Annotated in this window: 18 protein-coding genes; 7 read left to right on the top strand and 11 right to left on the bottom strand. The window is 62.3% G+C overall.

Annotated elements, in window-relative coordinates; all coding sequences use genetic code 11:
* Window positions 1-29: 29 nt before the first annotated feature.
* The 4 genes from acnD to GIB19_RS15265 all read right to left on the bottom strand — a co-directional run bounded on the left by acnD (window position 30) and on the right by GIB19_RS15265 (window position 5,684).
* Window positions 30-2,618, bottom strand: coding sequence for a Fe/S-dependent 2-methylisocitrate dehydratase AcnD (acnD, locus tag GIB19_RS15280; protein WP_274887128.1), 2,589 nt, complete (start codon window positions 2,616-2,618; stop codon window positions 30-32).
* Window positions 2,619-2,779: 161 nt separating this feature from the next.
* Window positions 2,780-3,907: a bifunctional 2-methylcitrate synthase/citrate synthase gene (gene prpC / locus GIB19_RS15275; RefSeq protein ID WP_099429924.1), complete on the bottom strand. Its 1,128-nt coding sequence runs from the start codon at window positions 3,905-3,907 to the stop codon at window positions 2,780-2,782.
* Between the two features lie 173 nt (window positions 3,908-4,080).
* Window positions 4,081-4,971, bottom strand: coding sequence for a methylisocitrate lyase (prpB, locus tag GIB19_RS15270; protein WP_027593921.1), 891 nt, complete (start codon window positions 4,969-4,971; stop codon window positions 4,081-4,083).
* Window positions 4,968-5,684 (bottom strand): GntR family transcriptional regulator, encoded by a 717-nt coding sequence (locus tag GIB19_RS15265; RefSeq protein WP_027593922.1) that lies wholly within the window; start codon window positions 5,682-5,684, stop codon window positions 4,968-4,970. Before GIB19_RS15265 ends, prpB begins: the two co-directional genes overlap by 4 nt.
* Window positions 5,685-5,977: 293 nt before the next feature.
* On the opposite strand from GIB19_RS15265, the gene rloA reads away from it, so the two are divergent.
* The 5 genes from rloA to GIB19_RS15240 all read left to right on the top strand — a co-directional run bounded on the left by rloA (window position 5,978) and on the right by GIB19_RS15240 (window position 11,411).
* The gene (gene rloA, locus GIB19_RS15260; protein WP_027593923.1) at window positions 5,978-6,514 is read left to right on the top strand and encodes a retropepsin-like aspartic peptidase RloA; all 537 of its coding nucleotides are present in this window, start codon (window positions 5,978-5,980) and stop codon (window positions 6,512-6,514) included.
* A 5-nt stretch (window positions 6,515-6,519) separates the two neighbouring features.
* Complete coding sequence (rloB, locus tag GIB19_RS15255) at window positions 6,520-8,055, top strand: osmotic stress tolerance membrane protein RloB (protein ID WP_027593924.1); 1,536 nt, start codon at window positions 6,520-6,522, stop codon at window positions 8,053-8,055.
* On the top strand, window positions 8,055-9,035 hold the full coding sequence (locus tag GIB19_RS15250) for an alpha-L-glutamate ligase-like protein (RefSeq protein ID WP_099429926.1): 981 nt from the start codon (window positions 8,055-8,057) through the stop codon (window positions 9,033-9,035). The genes rloB and GIB19_RS15250 overlap by 1 nt, the downstream gene beginning before the upstream one ends.
* Window positions 9,036-9,228: 193 nt before the next feature.
* A complete protein-coding gene (gene pabB, locus GIB19_RS15245; protein ID WP_274887075.1) occupies window positions 9,229-10,572 on the top strand; it encodes an aminodeoxychorismate synthase component I in 1,344 nt (447 codons plus the stop codon).
* A gap of 104 nt (window positions 10,573-10,676) precedes the next feature.
* Entirely contained in the window at window positions 10,677-11,411 is a 735-nt protein-coding gene (locus GIB19_RS15240) for a phosphoadenylyl-sulfate reductase (protein ID WP_099429928.1), read from the top strand.
* Window positions 11,412-11,466: 55 nt separating this feature from the next.
* On the opposite strand, the gene cysB is transcribed toward GIB19_RS15240, so the two are convergent.
* The 3 genes from cysB to GIB19_RS15225 all read right to left on the bottom strand — a co-directional run bounded on the left by cysB (window position 11,467) and on the right by GIB19_RS15225 (window position 14,121).
* Complete coding sequence (gene cysB, locus GIB19_RS15235) at window positions 11,467-12,441, bottom strand: HTH-type transcriptional regulator CysB (RefSeq protein WP_027593928.1); 975 nt, start codon at window positions 12,439-12,441, stop codon at window positions 11,467-11,469.
* Between the two features lie 129 nt (window positions 12,442-12,570).
* Window positions 12,571-13,068 (bottom strand): universal stress protein, encoded by a 498-nt coding sequence (locus GIB19_RS15230; protein ID WP_027593929.1) that lies wholly within the window; start codon window positions 13,066-13,068, stop codon window positions 12,571-12,573.
* A 105-nt stretch (window positions 13,069-13,173) separates the two neighbouring features.
* The gene (locus GIB19_RS15225) at window positions 13,174-14,121 is read right to left on the bottom strand and encodes a putative 2-dehydropantoate 2-reductase (protein WP_099430942.1); all 948 of its coding nucleotides are present in this window, start codon (window positions 14,119-14,121) and stop codon (window positions 13,174-13,176) included.
* 233 nt (window positions 14,122-14,354) lie between these two features.
* Between GIB19_RS15225 and GIB19_RS15220 the strand changes: the two genes are divergently transcribed.
* Window positions 14,355-15,431, top strand: coding sequence for a 3-deoxy-7-phosphoheptulonate synthase (locus GIB19_RS15220; protein ID WP_099429929.1), 1,077 nt, complete (start codon window positions 14,355-14,357; stop codon window positions 15,429-15,431).
* Between the two features lie 40 nt (window positions 15,432-15,471).
* Here GIB19_RS15220 and GIB19_RS15215 read toward each other — a convergent pair whose 3' ends face one another.
* Window positions 15,472-15,753 (bottom strand): GNAT family N-acetyltransferase, encoded by a 282-nt coding sequence (locus tag GIB19_RS15215; protein ID WP_025338432.1) that lies wholly within the window; start codon window positions 15,751-15,753, stop codon window positions 15,472-15,474.
* Window positions 15,754-16,259: 506 nt separating this feature from the next.
* Between GIB19_RS15215 and oprI the strand changes: the two genes are divergently transcribed.
* Window positions 16,260-16,511, top strand: coding sequence for an outer membrane lipoprotei OprI (gene oprI, locus GIB19_RS15210; RefSeq protein WP_003259780.1), 252 nt, complete (start codon window positions 16,260-16,262; stop codon window positions 16,509-16,511).
* Between the two features lie 123 nt (window positions 16,512-16,634).
* On the opposite strand, the gene GIB19_RS15205 is transcribed toward oprI, so the two are convergent.
* The 3 genes from GIB19_RS15205 to GIB19_RS15195 form a co-directional block, all read right to left on the bottom strand.
* A complete protein-coding gene (locus tag GIB19_RS15205; protein WP_085273233.1) occupies window positions 16,635-17,612 on the bottom strand; it encodes a L,D-transpeptidase family protein in 978 nt (325 codons plus the stop codon).
* Between the two features lie 119 nt (window positions 17,613-17,731).
* Complete coding sequence (locus GIB19_RS15200; protein ID WP_027593933.1) at window positions 17,732-18,013, bottom strand: hypothetical protein; 282 nt, start codon at window positions 18,011-18,013, stop codon at window positions 17,732-17,734.
* Window positions 18,014-18,071: 58 nt separating this feature from the next.
* The gene (locus GIB19_RS15195; RefSeq protein WP_027593934.1) at window positions 18,072-18,677 is read right to left on the bottom strand and encodes an arylesterase; all 606 of its coding nucleotides are present in this window, start codon (window positions 18,675-18,677) and stop codon (window positions 18,072-18,074) included.
* Window positions 18,678-18,680: the final 3 nt, after the last annotated feature.

Below are 18,680 nucleotides of genomic sequence, written 5' to 3'. Positions count from 1 at the left end.
CGAATGGGCTGCAAAGCAGCCCCATGCCACTACGCGGTCGCTTCGAGGAAGTCTTGGGCAAAGCGCTGCAGCACCCCGCCCGCCTCGTAGATCGACACTTCCTCGGCGGTATCCAGGCGGCAGGTCACCGGCACCTCGACCCGCTCGCCATTGCGACGGGTAACCACCAGCGTCAGCGTTGCACGCGGCTTGCGCTCACCGAGCACATCATAGGTCTCACTGCCATCCAGACCCAGGGTGTTGCGGTCCGTACCCGGCTTGAACTCCAGCGGCAGCACGCCCATGCCCACCAGGTTGGTGCGGTGAATGCGTTCAAAGCCTTCGGCCACGATCGCCTCGACACCCGCCAGGCGCACCCCCTTGGCCGCCCAGTCACGGGACGAGCCCTGGCCGTAGTCGGCACCGGCGACGATGATCAGCGGCTGCTTGCGTTCCATGTAGGTCTCGATCGCTTCCCACATGCGGGTCACCTTGCCTTCCGGCTCGATGCGCGCCAACGAGCCCTGCTTCACGCTGCCGTCATCCTGGCGCACCATTTCGTTGAACAGCTTGGGGTTGGCGAAGGTGGCGCGCTGGGCGGTCAGGTGGTCGCCACGGTGGGTGGCGTAGGAGTTGAAGTCTTCTTCCGGCAGGCCCATCTTCGCCAGGTATTCACCCGCCGCGCTGTCCATCATGATGGCGTTGGACGGTGACAGGTGATCGGTGGTGATGTTGTCCGGCAGCACCGCCAGCGGGCGCATGCCACGCAGGGTGCGCTCACCGGCCAGGGCACCTTCCCAGTACGGCGGACGGCGGATATAGGTGCTCATCGGGCGCCACGCGTACAGCGGCGCCACCTTCGGCCCACGGTCTTCCTCAATGGCGAACATCGGAATGTAGACCTTGCGGAACTGCTCCGGCTTGACCGAGGCACGCACCACGGCGTCGATTTCTTCATCGCTCGGCCAGATATCCTTGAGGCGGATTTCCTTGCCGTCGACCACGCCCAGCACGTCTTTCTCGATGTCGAACCGGATGGTTCCGGCGATGGCGTAGGCCACCACCAGCGGCGGCGAGGCCAGGAACGCCTGCTTGGCGTAAGGGTGGATGCGCCCGTCGAAGTTGCGGTTACCCGACAACACCGCAGTGGCATACAGGTCACGCTCGACGATCTCTTGCTGGATCACCGGGTCCAACGCACCGGACATGCCGTTGCAGGTGGTGCAGGCGAAAGCGACGATGCCAAAGCCCAGGTGCTCCAGCTCTTTCTCAAGCCCTGCTTCTTCCAGGTACAGCTGCACAGCCTTGGAGCCTGGCGCCAGCGAGGATTTGACCCAGGGTTTGCGCGCCAGGCCCAGTTTGTTGGCATTGCGTGCCAAAAGGCCCGCTGCGATCACGTTGCGCGGGTTGCTGGTGTTGGTGCAACTGGTGATGGCGGCGATGATGACCGCGCCGTCCGGCATTTGCCCCGGCACATCTTCCCAGGCCCCGGCGATGCCCTTGGCCGCCAGGTCGCTGGTGGCCACGCGGGCATGCGGGTTGGACGGGCCGGCCATGTTGCGCACCACGCTCGACAGGTCGAAGCTCAGGGTACGCTCGTAGACGGCGCCGGCCAGGCTGTCGGCCCACAGGCCGGTGGCCTTGGCGTAGGTTTCCACCAGCTTGACCTGCTGCTCTTCGCGACCGGTCAGCTTGAGGTAGTCGATGGTCTGCTGATCGATGGCGAACATCGCTGCAGTGGCGCCGTATTCAGGGGCCATGTTGGAGATGGTCGCGCGGTCGCCCAGGGTCAGGGCATGGGCACCCTCGCCGTGGAACTCGAGGTAGGCGCCGACGACTTTCTGTTTACGCAGGAACTCGGTCAGGGCCAGCACCAGGTCGGTGGCGGTGATGTTCGGTGCCAGCTTGCCGGTCAGCTCGACGCCGACGATTTCCGGCAGGCGCATCCACGAGGCGCGGCCGAGCATCACGTTCTCGGCTTCCAGCCCGCCGACACCAATGGCGATCACGCCCAGGGCGTCGACATGCGGGGTGTGGCTGTCGGTGCCAACGCAGGTATCCGGGTAGGCCACGCCGCGGTCGCTGTGGATCACCGGTGACATCTTCTCCAGGTTGATCTGGTGCATGATGCCGTTGCCCGGCTGGATCACGTCGACGTTCTTGAACGCCTTCTTGGTCCAGTTGATGAAGTGGAAACGGTCTTCGTTACGGCGGTCTTCGATGGCACGGTTTTTCTCGAACGCCTGCGGGTCGAAACCACCGCACTCGACCGCCAGGGAGTGGTCGACGATCAACTGCACCGGCACCACCGGGTTGACCTGGGCCGGGTCGCCGCCCTTGTCGGCAATGGCGTCACGCAGGCCGGCCAGGTCGACCAGAGCGGTTTGGCCGAGGATATCGTGGCACACCACGCGCGCCGGGAACCACGGGAAGTCGAGGTCGCGCTTGCGCTCGATCAGTTGGCTGAGCGAGGCGTCGAGGGTGGCGGGGTCGCAGCGGCGCACCAGGTTTTCGGCGAGCACGCGCGAGGTGTAGGGCAACCCGTCGTAGGCGCCGGGCTTGATAGCCTCGACTGCCGCGCGGGCATCGAAGTAGTCCAGGTCGGTGCCTGGCAGGTGCTTGCGGAATGCGGTGTTCATCATGGAATCAGGCTCGGTCACAGGATTCGGAAGGTTGCTCCGTCCCTGTGGGAGCGGGCTTGCCCGCGAAGGCGTCAGCAGGTACCCATCGGTTGCCCGGTCTGACGCCTTCGCGGGCAAGCCCGCTCCCACAAGGGAACGGGTTGCCTCTCTAGATCTATTCAGCGCTGCTCGATCGGCACGAACTGGCGCTGTTCGACGCCGACATACTCGGCGCTCGGGCGGATGATGCGGTTGTTGGCACGCTGTTCGAACACGTGCGCCGCCCAGCCGGTCAGGCGCGAGCAGACGAAGATCGGGGTGAACAGCTTGGTCGGAATGCCCATGAAGTGGTACGCCGACGCATGGTAGAAGTCGGCGTTAGGGAACAGGCGTTTCTGCTCCCACATGGTCTTGTCGATGGCTTCGGACACTGGGTACAGGACCTTGTCACCGACCTCGTCAGCCAGTTGCTTCGACCAGCCCTTGATCACCTCGTTGCGCGGGTCGGACTCTTTGTAGATGGCATGGCCAAAGCCCATGATCTTGTCCTTGCGCTCCAGCATCTTAAGCAGCTCGGCCGTGGCGTCCTGCGGGCTCTGGAAGCGTTCGATCAGTTCCATCGCCGCTTCGTTGGCACCGCCGTGCAGCGGGCCACGCAGCGAGCCGATGGCGGCGGTGACGCAGGAGTACAGGTCGGACAGGGTCGAAGCGCAGACCCGTGCGGTGAAGGTCGAGGCGTTGAATTCGTGCTCCGCGTAGAGGATCAGCGACACGTTCATCACCTTGACATGCAACTCGCTCGGCTTCTTGCCGTGCAGCAGGTGCAGGAAATGCCCGCCGAGGGTGTCTTCATCGCTGGTGCAGTCGATGCGCACGCCATGGTGGGTGAAGCGGTACCAGTAGCACATCACGGCCGGGAACAGCGCCAGCAGGCGGTCGGTCTTGTCGTGCTGGGCTTCGAAGGTGAGTTCGGGCTCTAGGGTGCCCAGCACCGAGCAGCCGGTGCGCATCACGTCCATCGGGTGGGCGTCGCGCGGGATGCGCTCGAGCACTTCCTTGAGGGCTTGCGGCAGGTCACGCAGGCCTTTCAGCTTGTGCTTGTATTCGGCCAGCTGTGCTTTGCTTGGCAGCTCGCCGTACAACAGCAGGTAGGCCACTTCTTCGAATTCAGCATCAGCCGCCAGGTCACGGACGTCGTAGCCACGGTAGGTCAGGCCGGCACCGGCCTGGCCAACGGTCGACAGTGCGGTCTGGCCGGCCACCTGGCCACGCAGGCCTGCGCCACTGAGTACTTTTGCTTCGGCCATGGTGTTTCTCCTTTCTTGAATTTGTTATGGATTTCTTGCTGGCTAATTCGGTTTGCCTGTACCGGCCTCTTCGCGGGCAAGCCCGCTCCCACAGGTCCAACACAGCTTTTGAAACTTGCGCTGTACCTGTGGGAGCGGGCTTGTCCCGCGAAAGGGCCAGCACAGGCGGTCACTTATCCTTTCTTCTGGGCAAACAACGCATCGAGGCTCTGCTCGAAGGCGTGGTAACCAATGGCATCGTAGAGCTCCATGCGGGTCTGCATGGTGTCGACCACGTTCTTCTGGGTGCCGTCACGACGCAGCGCCGTGTAGACATTCTCGGCCGCCTTGTTCATGGCGCGGAACGCCGACAGCGGGTACAGCACCAGCGACACGTCGACCGACGCCAGCTCTTCGGTGGTGTACAGCGGGGTGGCGCCGAACTCGGTGATGTTGGCCAGAATCGGCGCTTGCACGCGGTCAGCGAAGGTCTTGTACATCGAAAGCTCGGTAATGGCCTCCGGGAAGATCATGTCGGCGCCGGCCTCGACGCACGCTGCGGCACGGTCCAGCGCAGCATTCAAGCCTTCGACGGCCAGGGCATCGGTGCGCGCCATGATCACGAAGCTGTCATCGGTACGGGCATCGACGGCGGCCTTGATACGGTCGACCATTTCCTGCTGGGTGACGATTTCCTTGTTCGGGCGGTGGCCACAACGCTTGGCGCCAACCTGGTCTTCGATGTGGATGGCGGCTGCGCCGAACTTGCTCATCGAGCGCACGGTACGCGCCACGTTGAACGCCGAGGCACCGAAGCCGGTGTCGACATCCACCAGCAGCGGCACGTCGCAGACGTCGGTGATGCGGCGCACATCGGTGAGCACATCGTCCAGGCCGCTGATACCCAGGTCCGGCAGGCCCAGGGAGCCTGCGGCCACGCCGCCACCGGACAGGTAGATGGCCTTGAAGCCGGCGCGCTTGGCCAGCAGGGCATGGTTGGCGTTGATGGCGCCGACTACCTGCAAGGGATGTTCGGCGGCAACCGCGTCGCGGAAACGTTGGCCGGGCGTGCTCTTCACAGTCATGAATCACCTCGTGGGCTATTGTCGTTGGCGTCCAGGTAGTGACGCTCGATGTTGCGTTTGGACGCGCCGATGTGGCGGCGCATCAGGAGTTCGGCCAGCTCACCGTCACGGTCGGCGATGGCATCGAGAATCCGGTGGTGTTCGGCAAACGCCTGGCGTGGCCGATTGGGCGTGGCGGAGAATTGGATGCGGTACATGCGCACGAGCTGGTACAGCTCGCCACACAGCATCTTGACCAGGGTCTGGTTGCCGCTGCCCTGGATGATCCGGTAGTGGAAGTCGTAGTCACCTTCCTGCTGGTAGTAGCCGACACCCGCCTGGAACGCCGCATCGCGCTCATGGGTGTCGAGCACCCGGCGCAGTTCGTCGATATCGGCCTGGCTCATGCGCTCGGCGGCCAGGCGGCAGGCCATGCCTTCGAGCGATTCGCGGATTTCGTACAGCTCGATCAGCTCGGCATGGTTGAGCGACACCACCCGCGCCCCGACATGCGGCACGCGCACCAGCAGGCGCTGGCCTTCGAGGCGGTGGATGGCCTCGCGCAGCGGCCCGCGGCTGATGCCGTAGGTGCGCGCCAGCTCCGGCTCGGAGATCTTGCTGCCCGGGGCGATGTCGCCCTTGACGATGGCCGCTTGGATGCGCCGAAAGACGTTTTCGGACAAGGTTTCCGTTTCGTCCGCCAACGCTGGGCTGGGAGTGGATAGGTCCAGCATATTGTCGACACCCTGATAATCACATGGCCAGAAATTAGCTAATTAAGCGCGATCAGTCAAAGACAAAATGAACATTGTCGACAATCGTCTAATAACGAACTAACCCTGCCCCGCCGCTGTCAGATCGCGACGCGCTGGCGTCAAGACGTCGGCGTGATAGAATGCCGCGCCTCCGACGGAGTATGGATAGCGTGTCTGTCATCTATTCATGTTGTTGACAGATGAACGAGGAAGCTTGCGCAGTCGTTGCCAGTCGCCTTGCCCCGAACCCTGCACAGTACCGCGCCAGGATTATGAGACTTACACCCGTTTTATTGCTGCTATGCCTCACCCTGCTGCCGGCCATCGGCCAAGCGGCGGGCAAGACCGTGTACGGTCTCAACGAATACGCAAAGCTGGGCGACCTGGACCTGGAAGTGGCCGCCAAGCTCGACACCGGTGCCAAGACCGCCTCGCTCAGCGCCCGCGACATCAAGCGCTTCAAGCGTAACGGCGAGAGCTGGGTGCGTTTCTACCTGGCCATCGATGCCGCCCATTCGCACCCGATCGAACGCCCCCTCGCGCGCGTCAGCAAGATCAAGCGACGGGCAGGCGACTACGATGCCGAATCGGGCAAGGCCTACACCGCGCGCCCGGTCATCGAACTCGAAATCTGCATGGGCCAGGCCCTGCGCACCATCGAAGTCAACCTCACCGACCGCAGCGCGTTCCAGTTCCCGCTGCTGATCGGCTCCGAGGCGCTCAAGCACTTCGACGCGCTGGTCGACCCAAGCCTTAAATACGCGGCCGGCAAACCTGCCTGTGCCACCGACGCTCCTAAAGCAGAGTAATCCCGATGCGCTCTCTTACCCTCCATCTGAAAGTCCTGATCACCGTCCTGGTGCTGCTGGGCGTGGCGGTCACCGCTTATCAGATCTTCTTCCTCGGCATCCCGGTGACCGAAGACGAAACCGACGACCTGTGGAATATCGACGCCAAGGTCGAGTTCGTGGCCAGCACCAAGGACCCGGTCAAGGTGCAGATGTTCGTGCCGCCACTGAACCGCGACTACGTCAGCCTCAACGAGAGCTTCATCTCCAACAACTATGGGGTGAGCGTCAACCGTGCCGACGGCAACCGCAAGGTGACCTGGTCGGCACGCCGCGCCAGCGGCAACCAGACGCTTTACTACCGCCTGGTGCTGACCAAGCGCTACAGCAACGAAAAGACCACCATCAAGGGCCCGACCTTCCGTGACAGCCTGGCAGTCGACGGCCCCGAGAAGATCGCCGCCGAAGCCCTGATGGCGCCTATCCGCCAGCATTCGGCCGACGTTGAGACCTTCGTCAGCGAAACCATCAAGCGGGTCAACAACCTCAACGACGACAACGTCAAGCTGCTGCTGGCCGGCGACACCTCGGCCATGAAGAAGGCCCAGGTCATCGACCTGCTGTTGTCCATCGCCCACGTGCCGATGGAAAAGGTCCACACCATCCGCCTGGTCGCCGACACCCCGCAGACCCCAGAACTGTGGCTGCGCAGCTTCAACGGCAACGACTGGCTGTACTTCAACCCGGACACCGGCGAGCAGGGCCTGCCCAACGACCGCCTGCTGTGGTGGACCGGTGATGACAACCTGATCACCGTCGATGGCGGCAAGAAAGCCAACGTCACCTTCAGCATGAACAACAGCGAGATGAACGCCATCCGCCTGGCCAAGCTGACCGACGAGAACACCGACGCCGACTTCCTCGAGTACTCGCTGTACGGCCTGCCGCTGCAGACCCAGCAGACCTTCATGATCATGGTGATGATCCCGATCGGCGTGTTGGTGATCCTGGTGCTGCGCAACCTGATCGGCCTGCAGACCCTGGGTACTTTCACCCCAGTACTGATCGCACTGGCCTTCCGCGAGACCCAACTGGGCTTCGGGATCGTGTTGTTCACGGTGATCACGGCGCTGGGCCTGTCACTGCGCTCGTACCTCGAACACCTCAAGCTGCAGATGCTGCCACGCCTGTCGGTGGTGCTGACCTTCGTGGTGGTGCTGATCGCCGCCATCAGCCTGTTCAGCCACAAGCTGGGCCTGGAGCGCGGGTTGTCGGTGGCGCTGTTCCCGATGGTGATCCTGACCATGACCATCGAACGCCTGTCGATCACCTGGGAAGAGCGCGGCGGTGGCCATGCCATGAAAGTGGCCATCGGCACCCTGTTCGCAGCGTCCGTCGCGCACCTGCTGATGATGGTGCCGGAGCTGGTGTACTTCGTCTTCACCTTCCCGGCGGTGCTGCTGATTCTGGTGGGCTTCATGCTGGCGATGGGTCGCTACCGCGGCTACCGCCTGACCGAGCTCGTTCGCTTCAAGGCGTTCCTGAAGAAGGCTGATGCCTGATGTTCGGACTGATCAAGACCTGGAAAGCCCTGGAGGCCCGGGGCATCATGGGTATCAACCGGCGCAATGCGGACTATGTCCTGAAGTACAACAAGCGCCACCTGTACCCGATCGTCGACGACAAAATCATCACCAAAGAGCGCGCGCTCGCGGCCGGCATCCACGTGCCGGAAATGTACGGCGTCATCGAGACCGAGAAAGAGATCGAGAAGCTCGACCAGATCATCGGCGGGCGCAGTGATTTCGTTATCAAGCCGGCGCAAGGCGCCGGCGGTGACGGCATCCTGGTGATCGCCGACCGCTTCGAGGATCGCTACCGCACGGTGTCGGGCAAGATCATCAGCCACGAGGAAATCGAGCACCAGATCTCGAGCATCCTTACCGGCCTGTACTCGCTGGGTGGTCACCGCGACCGGGCGCTGATCGAGTACCGGGTAACGCCGGACCAGATCTTCAAGAGCATCAGCTACGAAGGCGTGCCGGACATCCGCATCATCGTGCTGATGGGCTACCCGGTCATGGCCATGCTGCGCCTGCCGACCCGGCAGTCCGGCGGCAAGGCCAACCTGCACCAGGGCGCCATCGGCGTGGGTGTCGATCTGGCCACGGGGGTGACCCTGCGTGGCACCTGGCTGAACAACATCATCAGCAAGCACCCGGACACCACCAACGCCGTGGACGGCGTGCAACTGCCGAACTGGGACGGCTTCATGAAGCTTGCGGCCGGCTGCTACGAGCTGTGCGGCCTGGGCTACATCGGTGTGGACATGGTGCTGGACCAGGAAAAGGGCCCGCTGATTCTGGAACTCAACGCCCGCCCAGGCCTGAACATCCAGATTGCCAACGACTGCGGGCTGACCCAGCGCACCCACGCCATCGAGGCGCACATCGAGGCGCTGGCCAAGGACGGTGTGACCGAGGATGCCGAACAGCGCGTTCGTGTCTCGCAAGGGCTGTTCGGGCACGTGCATCCGCGCTGAAATTGCCGGGGCTGCTTTGCAGCCATTCGCAGCGCAAGGCTGCTCCTACAGGTACCGCGCAGCCCTTCCCTGTAGGAGCAGCCTTGTGCTGCGAATGGGCAAAACACAATGTTGAATGTCGCGCTAACGCTAGGCGCATTTCCTACACAGGTCTACAATCGCCCTCCTCGCTTTTACATCGCCGTCCACACTGATGCCGACCTGTACGCTCCACCCCCTGCCCTACCAGCCTGACCCTGCCGCCTATTTCGCCCGCCTGCGCCAGGCGCCCGGCGCGATTCTGCTCGACAGTGCCCGCCCCGGTGCTGAACGCGGCCGCTTCGACTTGCTCAGCGCCTGGCCCGTGCAACACCTACAAGCCTACGCAGACGAGGACGGCCGCGCCTTCCTGCAACGGCTGCGCGCAGGGCTGGCGCAACTGGGCCACGCCGACTTGCCGGTTGGGGTGGAACTGCCGTTTGCCGGCGGCCTGATCGGCTACCTCAGCTACGACTTCGGCCGGCGCCTGGAAAACCTGCCCAGCCTGGCCGTCGATGATCTCGGCCTGCCCGATGCGCAACTTGGCCTTTACCACTGGGCATTGGTGACCGACCACACGCTGGCAACCAGCCAGCTGGTGTTCCACCCAAGCCTGGCAAGCGCTGAGCGCGAGCGCCTGATTGCCCTGTTCGAAGCCCCCGATTGTGCTGCAACTGGCGATTTCCACCTGCTGGCCAACATGACCGGCGACTTGAAGCCAGAGCACTACCAAGCAGCGTTCGACCAGGTGCAACGCTACATTCAGGCCGGCGATTGCTACCAGATCAACCTGACACAACGCTTCCGCGCACCGTGCCAGGGCGACCCGTGGCGCGCCTATCAGGCGCTGCGCAAGGCGTGCCCGACGCCATTCTCCGGCTACCAGCAACTGGCCGATGGCAGCGCACTGCTGAGCTTCTCGCCGGAGCGGTTCATTCGCGTCAGCCAAGGGCTGGTCGAGACTCGCCCGATCAAGGGTACCCGGCCACGCTCTAGCAACCCCGACCAGGACGCCCGCAACGCCGAAGAGCTGCTGAACAGCCCCAAAGACCGCTCGGAAAACCTGATGATCGTCGACCTGCTGCGCAACGACCTGGGCCGTACCTGCCAGATCGGCTCGGTCAAGGTGCCCGAGTTGTTCAGCCTGGAAAGCTACCCCAACGTTCACCACCTGGTCAGCAGCATCACCGGGCAATTGGCCACCGACAAGGACCCACTCGACCTGATCGGCGACAGCTTCCCCGGCGGCTCAATCACCGGGGCGCCGAAGATCCGCGCCATGCAGATCATCGACGAACTGGAGCCCAGCCGCCGTGCACTGTATTGCGGCTCGTTGCTGTACGTGGATGTGCGCGGCGAGATGGACAGCTCCATCGCCATTCGCAGCTTGCTCGTGAAGGATGGCCAGGTCAGCTGCTGGGGCGGCGGCGCAGTGGTGGCGGACTCCGACTGGGCGTCGGAATACGAAGAATCGATTGCCAAGGTGCGGGTGCTGATGGAGACCTTGCAACAGCTCTGATTCGGCGCCACAAGGCCTTTATGCCAGGCGTCTAACCCAGCATTTTTTGTTACCATCACCTCATTACGAGCGCACAGCGCCACAGCCAAGATGGAAACCGCCTGATGAGCCAACCCTTCGACGTCGCCGCCCTCGCCGCGACCTATGCCAACAAGTCCCCGCAAGACATCCTGAAACTCGCCTTCGAGCATTTCGGCGACGACTTGTGGATCTCCTTCAGCGGCGCCGAGGATGTGGTGCTGGTCGACATGGCCTGGAAGCTGAACAAACAGGTCAAGGTCTTCAGCCTCGACACCGGCCGCCTGCACCCGGAGACCTACCGCTTCATCGACCAGGTCCGCGAGCAGTACAACCTGCCGATCGAGATCCTCAGCCCGGATCGCAGCAAGCTCGACCCGTTCGTCAAGGAAAAGGGCCTGTTCAGCTTCTACAAGGACGGCCACGGCGAGTGCTGCGGCATCCGCAAGATCGAACCCCTGCGCCGCAAACTGGCCACGGTAAGCGCCTGGGCCACCGGCCAGCGTCGCGACCAGAGCCCAGGCACGCGTAGCCAGGTGGCGGCACTGGAAATCGACAGCGCCTTCTCTACCCCCGAGCGCCCCCTGTACAAGTTCAACCCGCTGGCACAGATGAGCAGCGAAGAAGTGTGGGGCTACATCCGCATGCTCGAGCTGCCCTATAACAGCCTGCACGAGCGCGGCTTCATCAGCATTGGCTGCGAACCGTGCACACGGCCGGTGCTGCCGAACCAGCACGAGCGCGAAGGCCGCTGGTGGTGGGAAGAGTCGACCCAGAAGGAATGCGGCCTGCACGCCGGCAACCTGATCAGCAAAGGCTGATCGACAGGTAAAGAAAAACCGGCCCACTGGGCCGGTTTTTTCATGCTCGAACGGCTTAGTGCACCGGCAGCTCGACGCCTTCGAACAGCTCTTCAAGCTCTTGCTTGTTATGGCACTGGATGGCTTTGGCCATCACTTCGCGGGTCAGGTGCGGGGCGAACTTCTCGATGAAGTCGCACATGAAGCCGCGCAGGAAAGTGCCACGGCGGAAGCCGATCTTGGTGATGCTGGCCTCGAACAGTTCGCTGGCATCCAGGGCCACCAGGTCGCTGTCGAGCTTGGTGTCGACGGCCATCTTGGCCACGATGCCCACACCCAGACCCAGGCGCACGTAAGTCTTGATCACGTCGGCGTCGGCGGCGGTGAACACCACTTTCGGCGTCAGGCCGCGATGGTTGAAGGCTTCGTCCAGCTTGGAACGGCCGGTAAAACCGAACACGTAAGTGACGATCGGGTATTCGGCAACGGCTTCCAGGGTCAGCTTCGGCAGCTTGGTCAGCGGGTGCCCCTGCGGAACCACCACGCAGCGGTTCCACTTGTAGCACGGCATCATGATCAGGTCGCCGAACAACTCCAGCGCCTCGGTGGCGATGGCGAAGTCGACAGTGCCATCAGCGGCCATCTCGGCAATTTGCATCGGCGAGCCCTGGTGCATGTGCAGGGCCACTTCCGGGTACTGCTTGATGAAGCTGCTGATCACCGGCGGCAGCGCGTAGCGGGCCTGGGTGTGCGTGGTGGCGATGGACAGGGTGCCCTTCTTCTCGTTGGAGAATTCCTGGGCGATCTGCTTGATGCTCTCGACCTTGCGCAGGATTTCGCCAGCGGTATTGATGATGCGCTCACCTGCCGGCGTGACGCGGGTCAGGTGCTTGCCGCTGCGGGCAAAGACTTCAACGCCCAGCTCATCTTCGAGCAAACGGATCTGCTTGCTGATACCTGGCTGGGAGGTATACAGGCTCTGCGCCGTCGCGGAGACGTTGAGGTCGTGGTGCGCCACTTCCCAGATGTAGCGCAGTTGTTGAAGCTTCATAGGTTTCCCTCGGTTCAGCGGTGAGTCAGCGGCAGCAGGCAGCGACGATATATAACTATATTAGTGGTTCTGGAAATAAATCTAGAACTATTTTGTTACACGCGCCCCAGTACTAGCCTACGGCCAGCTTCACGTTTTCCTACGTCCCAGGTGCTGTGCAAGCGGCACCATATACACCGGCACAGGCGACAACTGCAGCAACCGCACCGCCGTTCGCCCCAGCGGCACATCAACGCCCGCACCGGCACTGTGGCTTCCGAAAATCAGCAGATCGACGCTCAAGCGCTGCGCCTGGTCGAGTATGACCTGGGCAGGGTCACCCTGGCGCACACGCACCGCCTTGATGACCGCAAGGTCCGCCTCCTCGCCCAGTTCATCGCGAAAATTTTCCAGCACGCGCTGTTCGATATTGGCCATGACCGTGTTGACGCCCTGGCTGTGCAACTGGTCAAGCGTCTGCTCATCGAGATAGCTTTGCAGCAGCGACTCGGCGAACTGGCCCATGGGCTCCACGGCGTGAATCACATACAACTCGGCATTGAACGTGCGCGCCAATGCCAGGGCGTGCTGCATGACAAAAGGGGCGTAGACACCGAGGTCGGTGGCGTACAGCATGGAGCGGATCATTCGACCTCCTCGACTGCCGCTGCGGCAGAGCAAGCTTCAGCTTAGCAGCGCGCCGCACGCACGCTTTGCCGTCCGGCGTGCTGCTGGCGCGGGCCGCAGGAGGCGTCAGATGGGGCGTGTATCGCGGCTGATGAACGACAGCGCCTGGTACAGCATCTCCATGCGCGGCAAGCTGCAGCCCGCCGCCCGTGCGCGCGCCAGCGGCTCGCCATAAATGGCCTGAAGCTCCAGCGGGCGCTGCTGGGCATGGTCGTGGTACATGCTTGGCCAGTAGTCGGGCATCCGTTCGGTGACCTGGAACAGATGCTCGGCATACCCCTCGGGCAGCACATGGCCACACGCTGCAGCGCCTTGCACCACCTCGTCCATCAATGCCTGGATCAACGCCCGGCTATGCGGGGCGGCCATCAGCGGCGTGGTGCTGGCGCCGAGCAACACCGAAAGCCCGTTATACGGCACGTTCCACACCAGCTTCTGCCAACGGGCCTGGCTCAGGTTGTCCATGGCCTGCGAATCGATACCCGCCGCCTGGAACAGCCCTGCCCCCTCCTTGACCAGCGCAGCACCACCCTCGCTTGCCGGCCCACTGTGATAGCCCAGGTTGACCGTACCCAGTGCCTGATGGCGGATCACACCCGGGGACTGGCGATTGACGCAAATGAAGCACAGGCCGCCGAGCAGGTGCATGTCGTCGCGCAATGCCGGGCGCAGTTGCTCCTCCACGCCCAGGCCATTCTGCAGCAGCACCACGCGTGCGTCAGGTGCAGCGGCCTGCACGATCAGCGGCGCCAGCTGGTCGTTGCTGGTGGCCTTGGCGCCCACCAGCAGCCAGTCGCACTGCGGCATGTCGGCAACATTGGCATACGCCTGAACCTGCATCTGCAACGCGCCATGCACGGCACTTTCAAGCACCAGCCCCTGGTCGCGCACCACCTCGTATTCGCTGCGCAACAGGAAGTGCACGTCGAAACCGGCCCGCGCCAGCATCAACCCATAAAAGCCGCCGATGGCACCACTGCCGATGATCCCGATACGTGGTTTGCGCGGATGCATGCCGATCTCCAGGTAAATGTCAGAGCGCTTTTTTACACCGGTTGCGGCCCGCTGGGCACCCCAATCGCGCAACGGCGCCGCCAGCACGGGAAAATCCCTGCCCTGACGGGCCAAAGCCCATTGTCGCGCCACCTGTAACGCGCTAAGGTTCGGCTCCCCGCTGCGAACATTCTTGCTGCTGGGCCGCACGGGGATTGCTGGCGGCCGGCACCCGTGACCTGACGAGTAACACGATGGCTGATTTACCGATCGACGACTTAAACGTTGCCTCCAACGAGACCCTGATCACGCCCGATCAGCTCAAGAAGGAAATCCCCCTCAGCGCCACGGCCCTGCAGACCGTGACTGCCGGCCGCCAAGTGGTGCGCGATATTCTCGACGGCAAGGACCATCGCCTGTTCGTCGTGGTCGGCCCCTGCTCCATCCACGACATCAAGGCTGCCCACGAGTACGCCGAACGCCTGAAGGTATTGGCTGCGGAAGTCTCCGACACCCTCTATCTGGTCATGCGCGTGTACTTCGAGAAGCCGCGCACCACCGTAGGCTGGAAAGGCCTGATCAACGATCCGTACCTGGATGACTCGTTCAAGATCCAGGACGGCCTGCACATCGGCCGCCAACTGCTGCTGGACCTGGCTGAAATGGGCCTGCCGACCGCTACCGAAGCGCTCGACCCGATCTCCCCGCAGTACCTGCAGGACCTGATCAGCTGGTCGGCCATCGGCGCCCGCACCACCGAATCCCAGACCCACCGCGAAATGGCCTCGGGCCTGTCTTCAGCGGTCGGCTTCAAGAACGGCACCGATGGCGGCCTGACCGTTGCGATCAACGCCCTGCAGTCGGTGTCCAAACCGCACCGCTTCCTTGGTATTAACCAGGAAGGCGGTGTTTCGATCGTCACCACCAAGGGCAACCCTTACGGTCACGTGGTGCTGCGCGGCGGCAATGGCAAGCCGAATTATGATTCGGTCAGCGTTGCCTTGTGCGAACAGGACCTGGCCAAGGCCAAGATCAAGGCCAACATCATGGTCGACTGCAGCCACGCCAACTCCAACAAGGACCCGGCCCTGCAGCCACTGGTGATGGAAAACGTCGCCAACCAAATTCTCGAAGGTAACCAGTCGATCATCGGCCTGATGGTCGAGAGCCACCTGAACTGGGGCTGCCAGTCGATTCCGAAAGACCTGAACGAACTGCAATATGGTGTTTCGGTGACCGACGCCTGTATTGACTGGTCTGCGACTGAGAAGACCTTGCGCAGCATGCACGCCAAGCTCAAGGATGTACTGCCGCAGCGCCAGCGCGGCTGACAAAAAAAAGGGCCGCTAAGCGGCCCTTTTTTTTACAGGTTCAGACTTTGCTCGAATGACGCTGCTGGCGTTCCATGTAGCGTTCTACATAAGAGCACGACGGAATCACCGTGTACCCCATCTGCTCGGCATACTCCAGGGCCCGCTCGGTCAGCGCTGCGGCAATGCCACGCCCGCGCAGGGCGTTAGGCACGAAGGTGCGATAGATGTCCAGCGTCTGCTTGCCCAGATCCATGTACGTCAGATAGGCACGATGACCGTCCACGTTGGTCTCGAACTGATGACCGGCCTGGTCATGGTGGATGGTCAGCGCTTCGCTCATCACTACTCCTCGCAGGTCTTCTCGGCAGACCCATACCTTAACCGATGGTGGTTTATCCGGCACAGAATCCTCTACGCCACCTGTTGCCCCTTGGACCACAGGACGATTGCAATCGTTCTACCCTCGGGCATTCACAAGATAGTAGGCGCGGCAAGCAGGATTGCTCAAGGTGGCAACGGTTAAAAAACGGCAAAAAACGTCGCTAATGGACTCTTCCCGTTACGCCAACAGCCGCCGGATGTTGTAGGGCTTAAGACGCTGAACGACAGACAAAGTCACCGTTAGTTCAACAAAAAAGTTCCCGTAGTACAGACGGTTGCGGCCCCTGTACGTTTTTTTCACAAACGCGTCGCAAATCTTGTCGGCGTGACCTGGAGCAACATTTTTTTTGCAGTTCTTGCGCTCTGTCAGTTTACTTACTACAAGTAATGGGTACTATGTACGCCGGCCAGTTTCTCTTTTCCGAGAGATGGCTCTTTAATAGAAAGTCCTTGAAGGGGAACACGATGAACAACGTTCTGAAATTCTCTGCTCTGGCTCTGGCCGCAGTTCTGGCTACCGGTTGCAGCAGCGTATCCAAAGAAACCGAAGCTCGTCTGACTGCGACTGAAGACGCAGCAGCTCGCGCTCAAGCTCGTGCAGACGAAGCCTACCGTAAGGCTGACGACGCACTGGCAGCCGCTCAGAAGGCTCAGCAAACCGCTGACGAAGCCAATGAGCGCGCTCTGCGTATGCTGGACAAAGCCAGCCGCAAGTAATAGTCCTCACGGATTGTTATGAAGCCGACCCACTTGTGGGTCGGCTTTTTTATTGCCCCGCAACAAGCAGTGCACAAACGAAAAGGCCTGCACTAAGGCAGGCCCTGGGCAGCTCGCGAACGCTTACTGCAGTTCAGGCGGGATGCTCGAAACCATCGGCGCCGTACCCTGATTATCGACTGGGACGGCAATTTCGACGGGCATGCCATCTTCAGCGGCGACAACGTCACGCACCATGTCCCAGTTCATGCGCAGGTTGTTCGCCAGGTCTTCACGCTTGAGCAATGCATTGATAACCGCAGTGTGCTTATCCACCACCGACGGATTACCTTGATCGTCCAACGGCGTGTGCGCTTCGAGGTAGACCTTGCCAGCACTGATACCGAACTTGTAAGGCTCGTTGATGATGCGCACTGGGGTACCTACCGGCACCATCTTCGACAGCTCGACCACGTTGTTGTTGAGCATGCGGAAGCAACCGTGACTGGTGCGCATGCCGATGCCAAACTTCTTGTTTGAACCATGAATCAGGTAACCTGGTACACCCAGGGTGAACTTGAACGGGCCCAGCGGATTGTCCGGCCCGGCAGGCACCACGGTCGGCAGGATGTCGCCGTCGGCGGCGTGCTCGGCGCGGATGGAAGCGGGCGGGGTCCAGGTCGGGTTCGGGGTTTTGGCGGTGATCTTGGTATTGGCGATTGGCGAACCCCAACCTTCACGACCAATGCCCAGCGGGAAGGTGTACACCACGCTCTGCCCTTTCGGGTAGTAGTACAGACGGTACTCGGCCAGGTTGATGACCACGCCTTCGCGCGGCCCCGGCGGCAGCACATAGCGGGTCGGCAGGATGATTTCGGTACCGGCACCCGGCAACCAAGGGTCGACGCCCGGGTTGGCGGCGATCATTTCCAGGTAGCCAAGGTCGTTGGCAGTGCCGATATCGGCGAAGGTGTCTTCGTACTTTGCCTTGATCACCTGCACCTGGCCGACGATGTCTTCACCGGGGGGTGGCAATGGCAGCTCCAGCGCAGCAGCGGGGCCCGCTACCAGCAGGGCGGCCAGGGACAGGCTACGGGTGACGGCAGGAAAGCGCGGCAACATCCGGTAAATCCTTCGAAAGGTGGGTCAAGAGGATCGATTGTACACCCGCACCGATGCAAGCGGGAGGCATTGGCGTCACGCAAGCGTTTCAGATGATGAAAGGTGTGTCAGGTTTGGCATCAAAGCTGCGGCCACACCGGGCGCATGCCGCGCCGCTGGGCGTCGAGAATGGCGCGGCAGAGTGCGCACAGGCGGTCGTCGCGGTAGATCGACCGTTGCACCCCGGACCAGCGCGGCTGCGCGGGCAGCAAACCGCCGCACAAGGTACGGTCGACCGGCACGCCCAGCTCAAGCTGGCGGGCCGCCAGGTGGACGCGAACTTCCTGGCAGGCAAACAGGTCGAGCTGTTCGTCAGGCTCGATCAGTTGGTAGGCATAAAGGGACCAGGCAGGGCGCGGCATCGGGGGCTCTCGAAACGGGGGGCGCAACCTTAGCCGAAAGCCGGCCCCGTTTAAAGCGTCACAGCAAGGGTTTTATCGCCGGCCAGGCATTTTCCAGCAGGCGCTGCTGGGCACCTTGCGCAGGATGGATGCCATCAGCTTGCATCAGCGCCGGCACACCGCCCACACCCTCCAGGAAAAACGGCACCAACGGCACCTGTTTTTCCGCAGCCAACTGTTCATACACCTGGGCAAACGCCGTGGTGTAACGCACACCATAGTTGGGCGGCAGGCGCATCCCCAGCAACAGCACCTTGGCACCTGCTTGCCGAGCGCTCTCGATCATCGAAGCAAGATTTTGTTGCAATTGCTGCGGCGGCTGCCCGCGCAGCCCGTCATTGCCGCCCAACTCCAGCACCACCACCGCCGGCTTGTGCGCTGCAAGCAGCGCCGGCAGCCGCGCCTGGCCTCCTGCACTGGTATCGCCGCTGATCGAAGCATTGACCACCTGATCATCGAAACCTTCGTCCTTGAGCCGGGTCTGCAACAAAGAGACCCACCCCTGGCGGCTATCCAGGCCAAAACCGGCGCTGATACTATCGCCAACCACCAGCACCGTTCCCGCCGTGGCGCTCTGGGCCAGGCAACACAAGGCCAGACCGGCACTCAACCACCACATTCGCATTGG

It is taken from the genome of Pseudomonas sp. ITEM 17296, assembly GCF_028895205.1.
GTDB classification, from domain to species: domain Bacteria; phylum Pseudomonadota; class Gammaproteobacteria; order Pseudomonadales; family Pseudomonadaceae; genus Aquipseudomonas; species Aquipseudomonas kermanshahensis.
This window is presented reverse-complemented; position numbering and strand designations above follow the sequence as displayed.

Coding starts and splice junctions, on each gene's coding strand:
- acnD (WP_274887128.1), bottom strand. CDS start 2,618: ATGAACACCGCATTCCGCAAGCACCTGCCAGGCACCGACCTGGACTAC.
- prpC (WP_099429924.1), bottom strand. CDS start 3,907: ATGGCCGAAGCAAAAGTACTCAGTGGCGCAGGCCTGCGTGGCCAGGTG.
- prpB (WP_027593921.1), bottom strand. CDS start 4,971: ATGACTGTGAAGAGCACGCCCGGCCAACGTTTCCGCGACGCGGTTGCC.
- GIB19_RS15265 (WP_027593922.1), bottom strand. CDS start 5,684: ATGCTGGACCTATCCACTCCCAGCCCAGCGTTGGCGGACGAAACGGAA.
- rloA (WP_027593923.1), top strand. CDS start 5,978: ATGAGACTTACACCCGTTTTATTGCTGCTATGCCTCACCCTGCTGCCG.
- rloB (WP_027593924.1), top strand. CDS start 6,520: ATGCGCTCTCTTACCCTCCATCTGAAAGTCCTGATCACCGTCCTGGTG.
- GIB19_RS15250 (WP_099429926.1), top strand. CDS start 8,055: ATGTTCGGACTGATCAAGACCTGGAAAGCCCTGGAGGCCCGGGGCATC.
- pabB (WP_274887075.1), top strand. CDS start 9,229: ATGCCGACCTGTACGCTCCACCCCCTGCCCTACCAGCCTGACCCTGCC.
- GIB19_RS15240 (WP_099429928.1), top strand. CDS start 10,677: ATGAGCCAACCCTTCGACGTCGCCGCCCTCGCCGCGACCTATGCCAAC.
- cysB (WP_027593928.1), bottom strand. CDS start 12,441: ATGAAGCTTCAACAACTGCGCTACATCTGGGAAGTGGCGCACCACGAC.
- GIB19_RS15230 (WP_027593929.1), bottom strand. CDS start 13,068: ATGATCCGCTCCATGCTGTACGCCACCGACCTCGGTGTCTACGCCCCT.
- GIB19_RS15225 (WP_099430942.1), bottom strand. CDS start 14,121: ATGCATCCGCGCAAACCACGTATCGGGATCATCGGCAGTGGTGCCATC.
- GIB19_RS15220 (WP_099429929.1), top strand. CDS start 14,355: ATGGCTGATTTACCGATCGACGACTTAAACGTTGCCTCCAACGAGACC.
- GIB19_RS15215 (WP_025338432.1), bottom strand. CDS start 15,753: ATGAGCGAAGCGCTGACCATCCACCATGACCAGGCCGGTCATCAGTTC.
- oprI (WP_003259780.1), top strand. CDS start 16,260: ATGAACAACGTTCTGAAATTCTCTGCTCTGGCTCTGGCCGCAGTTCTG.
- GIB19_RS15205 (WP_085273233.1), bottom strand. CDS start 17,612: ATGTTGCCGCGCTTTCCTGCCGTCACCCGTAGCCTGTCCCTGGCCGCC.
- GIB19_RS15200 (WP_027593933.1), bottom strand. CDS start 18,013: ATGCCGCGCCCTGCCTGGTCCCTTTATGCCTACCAACTGATCGAGCCT.
- GIB19_RS15195 (WP_027593934.1), bottom strand. CDS start 18,677: ATGCGAATGTGGTGGTTGAGTGCCGGTCTGGCCTTGTGTTGCCTGGCC.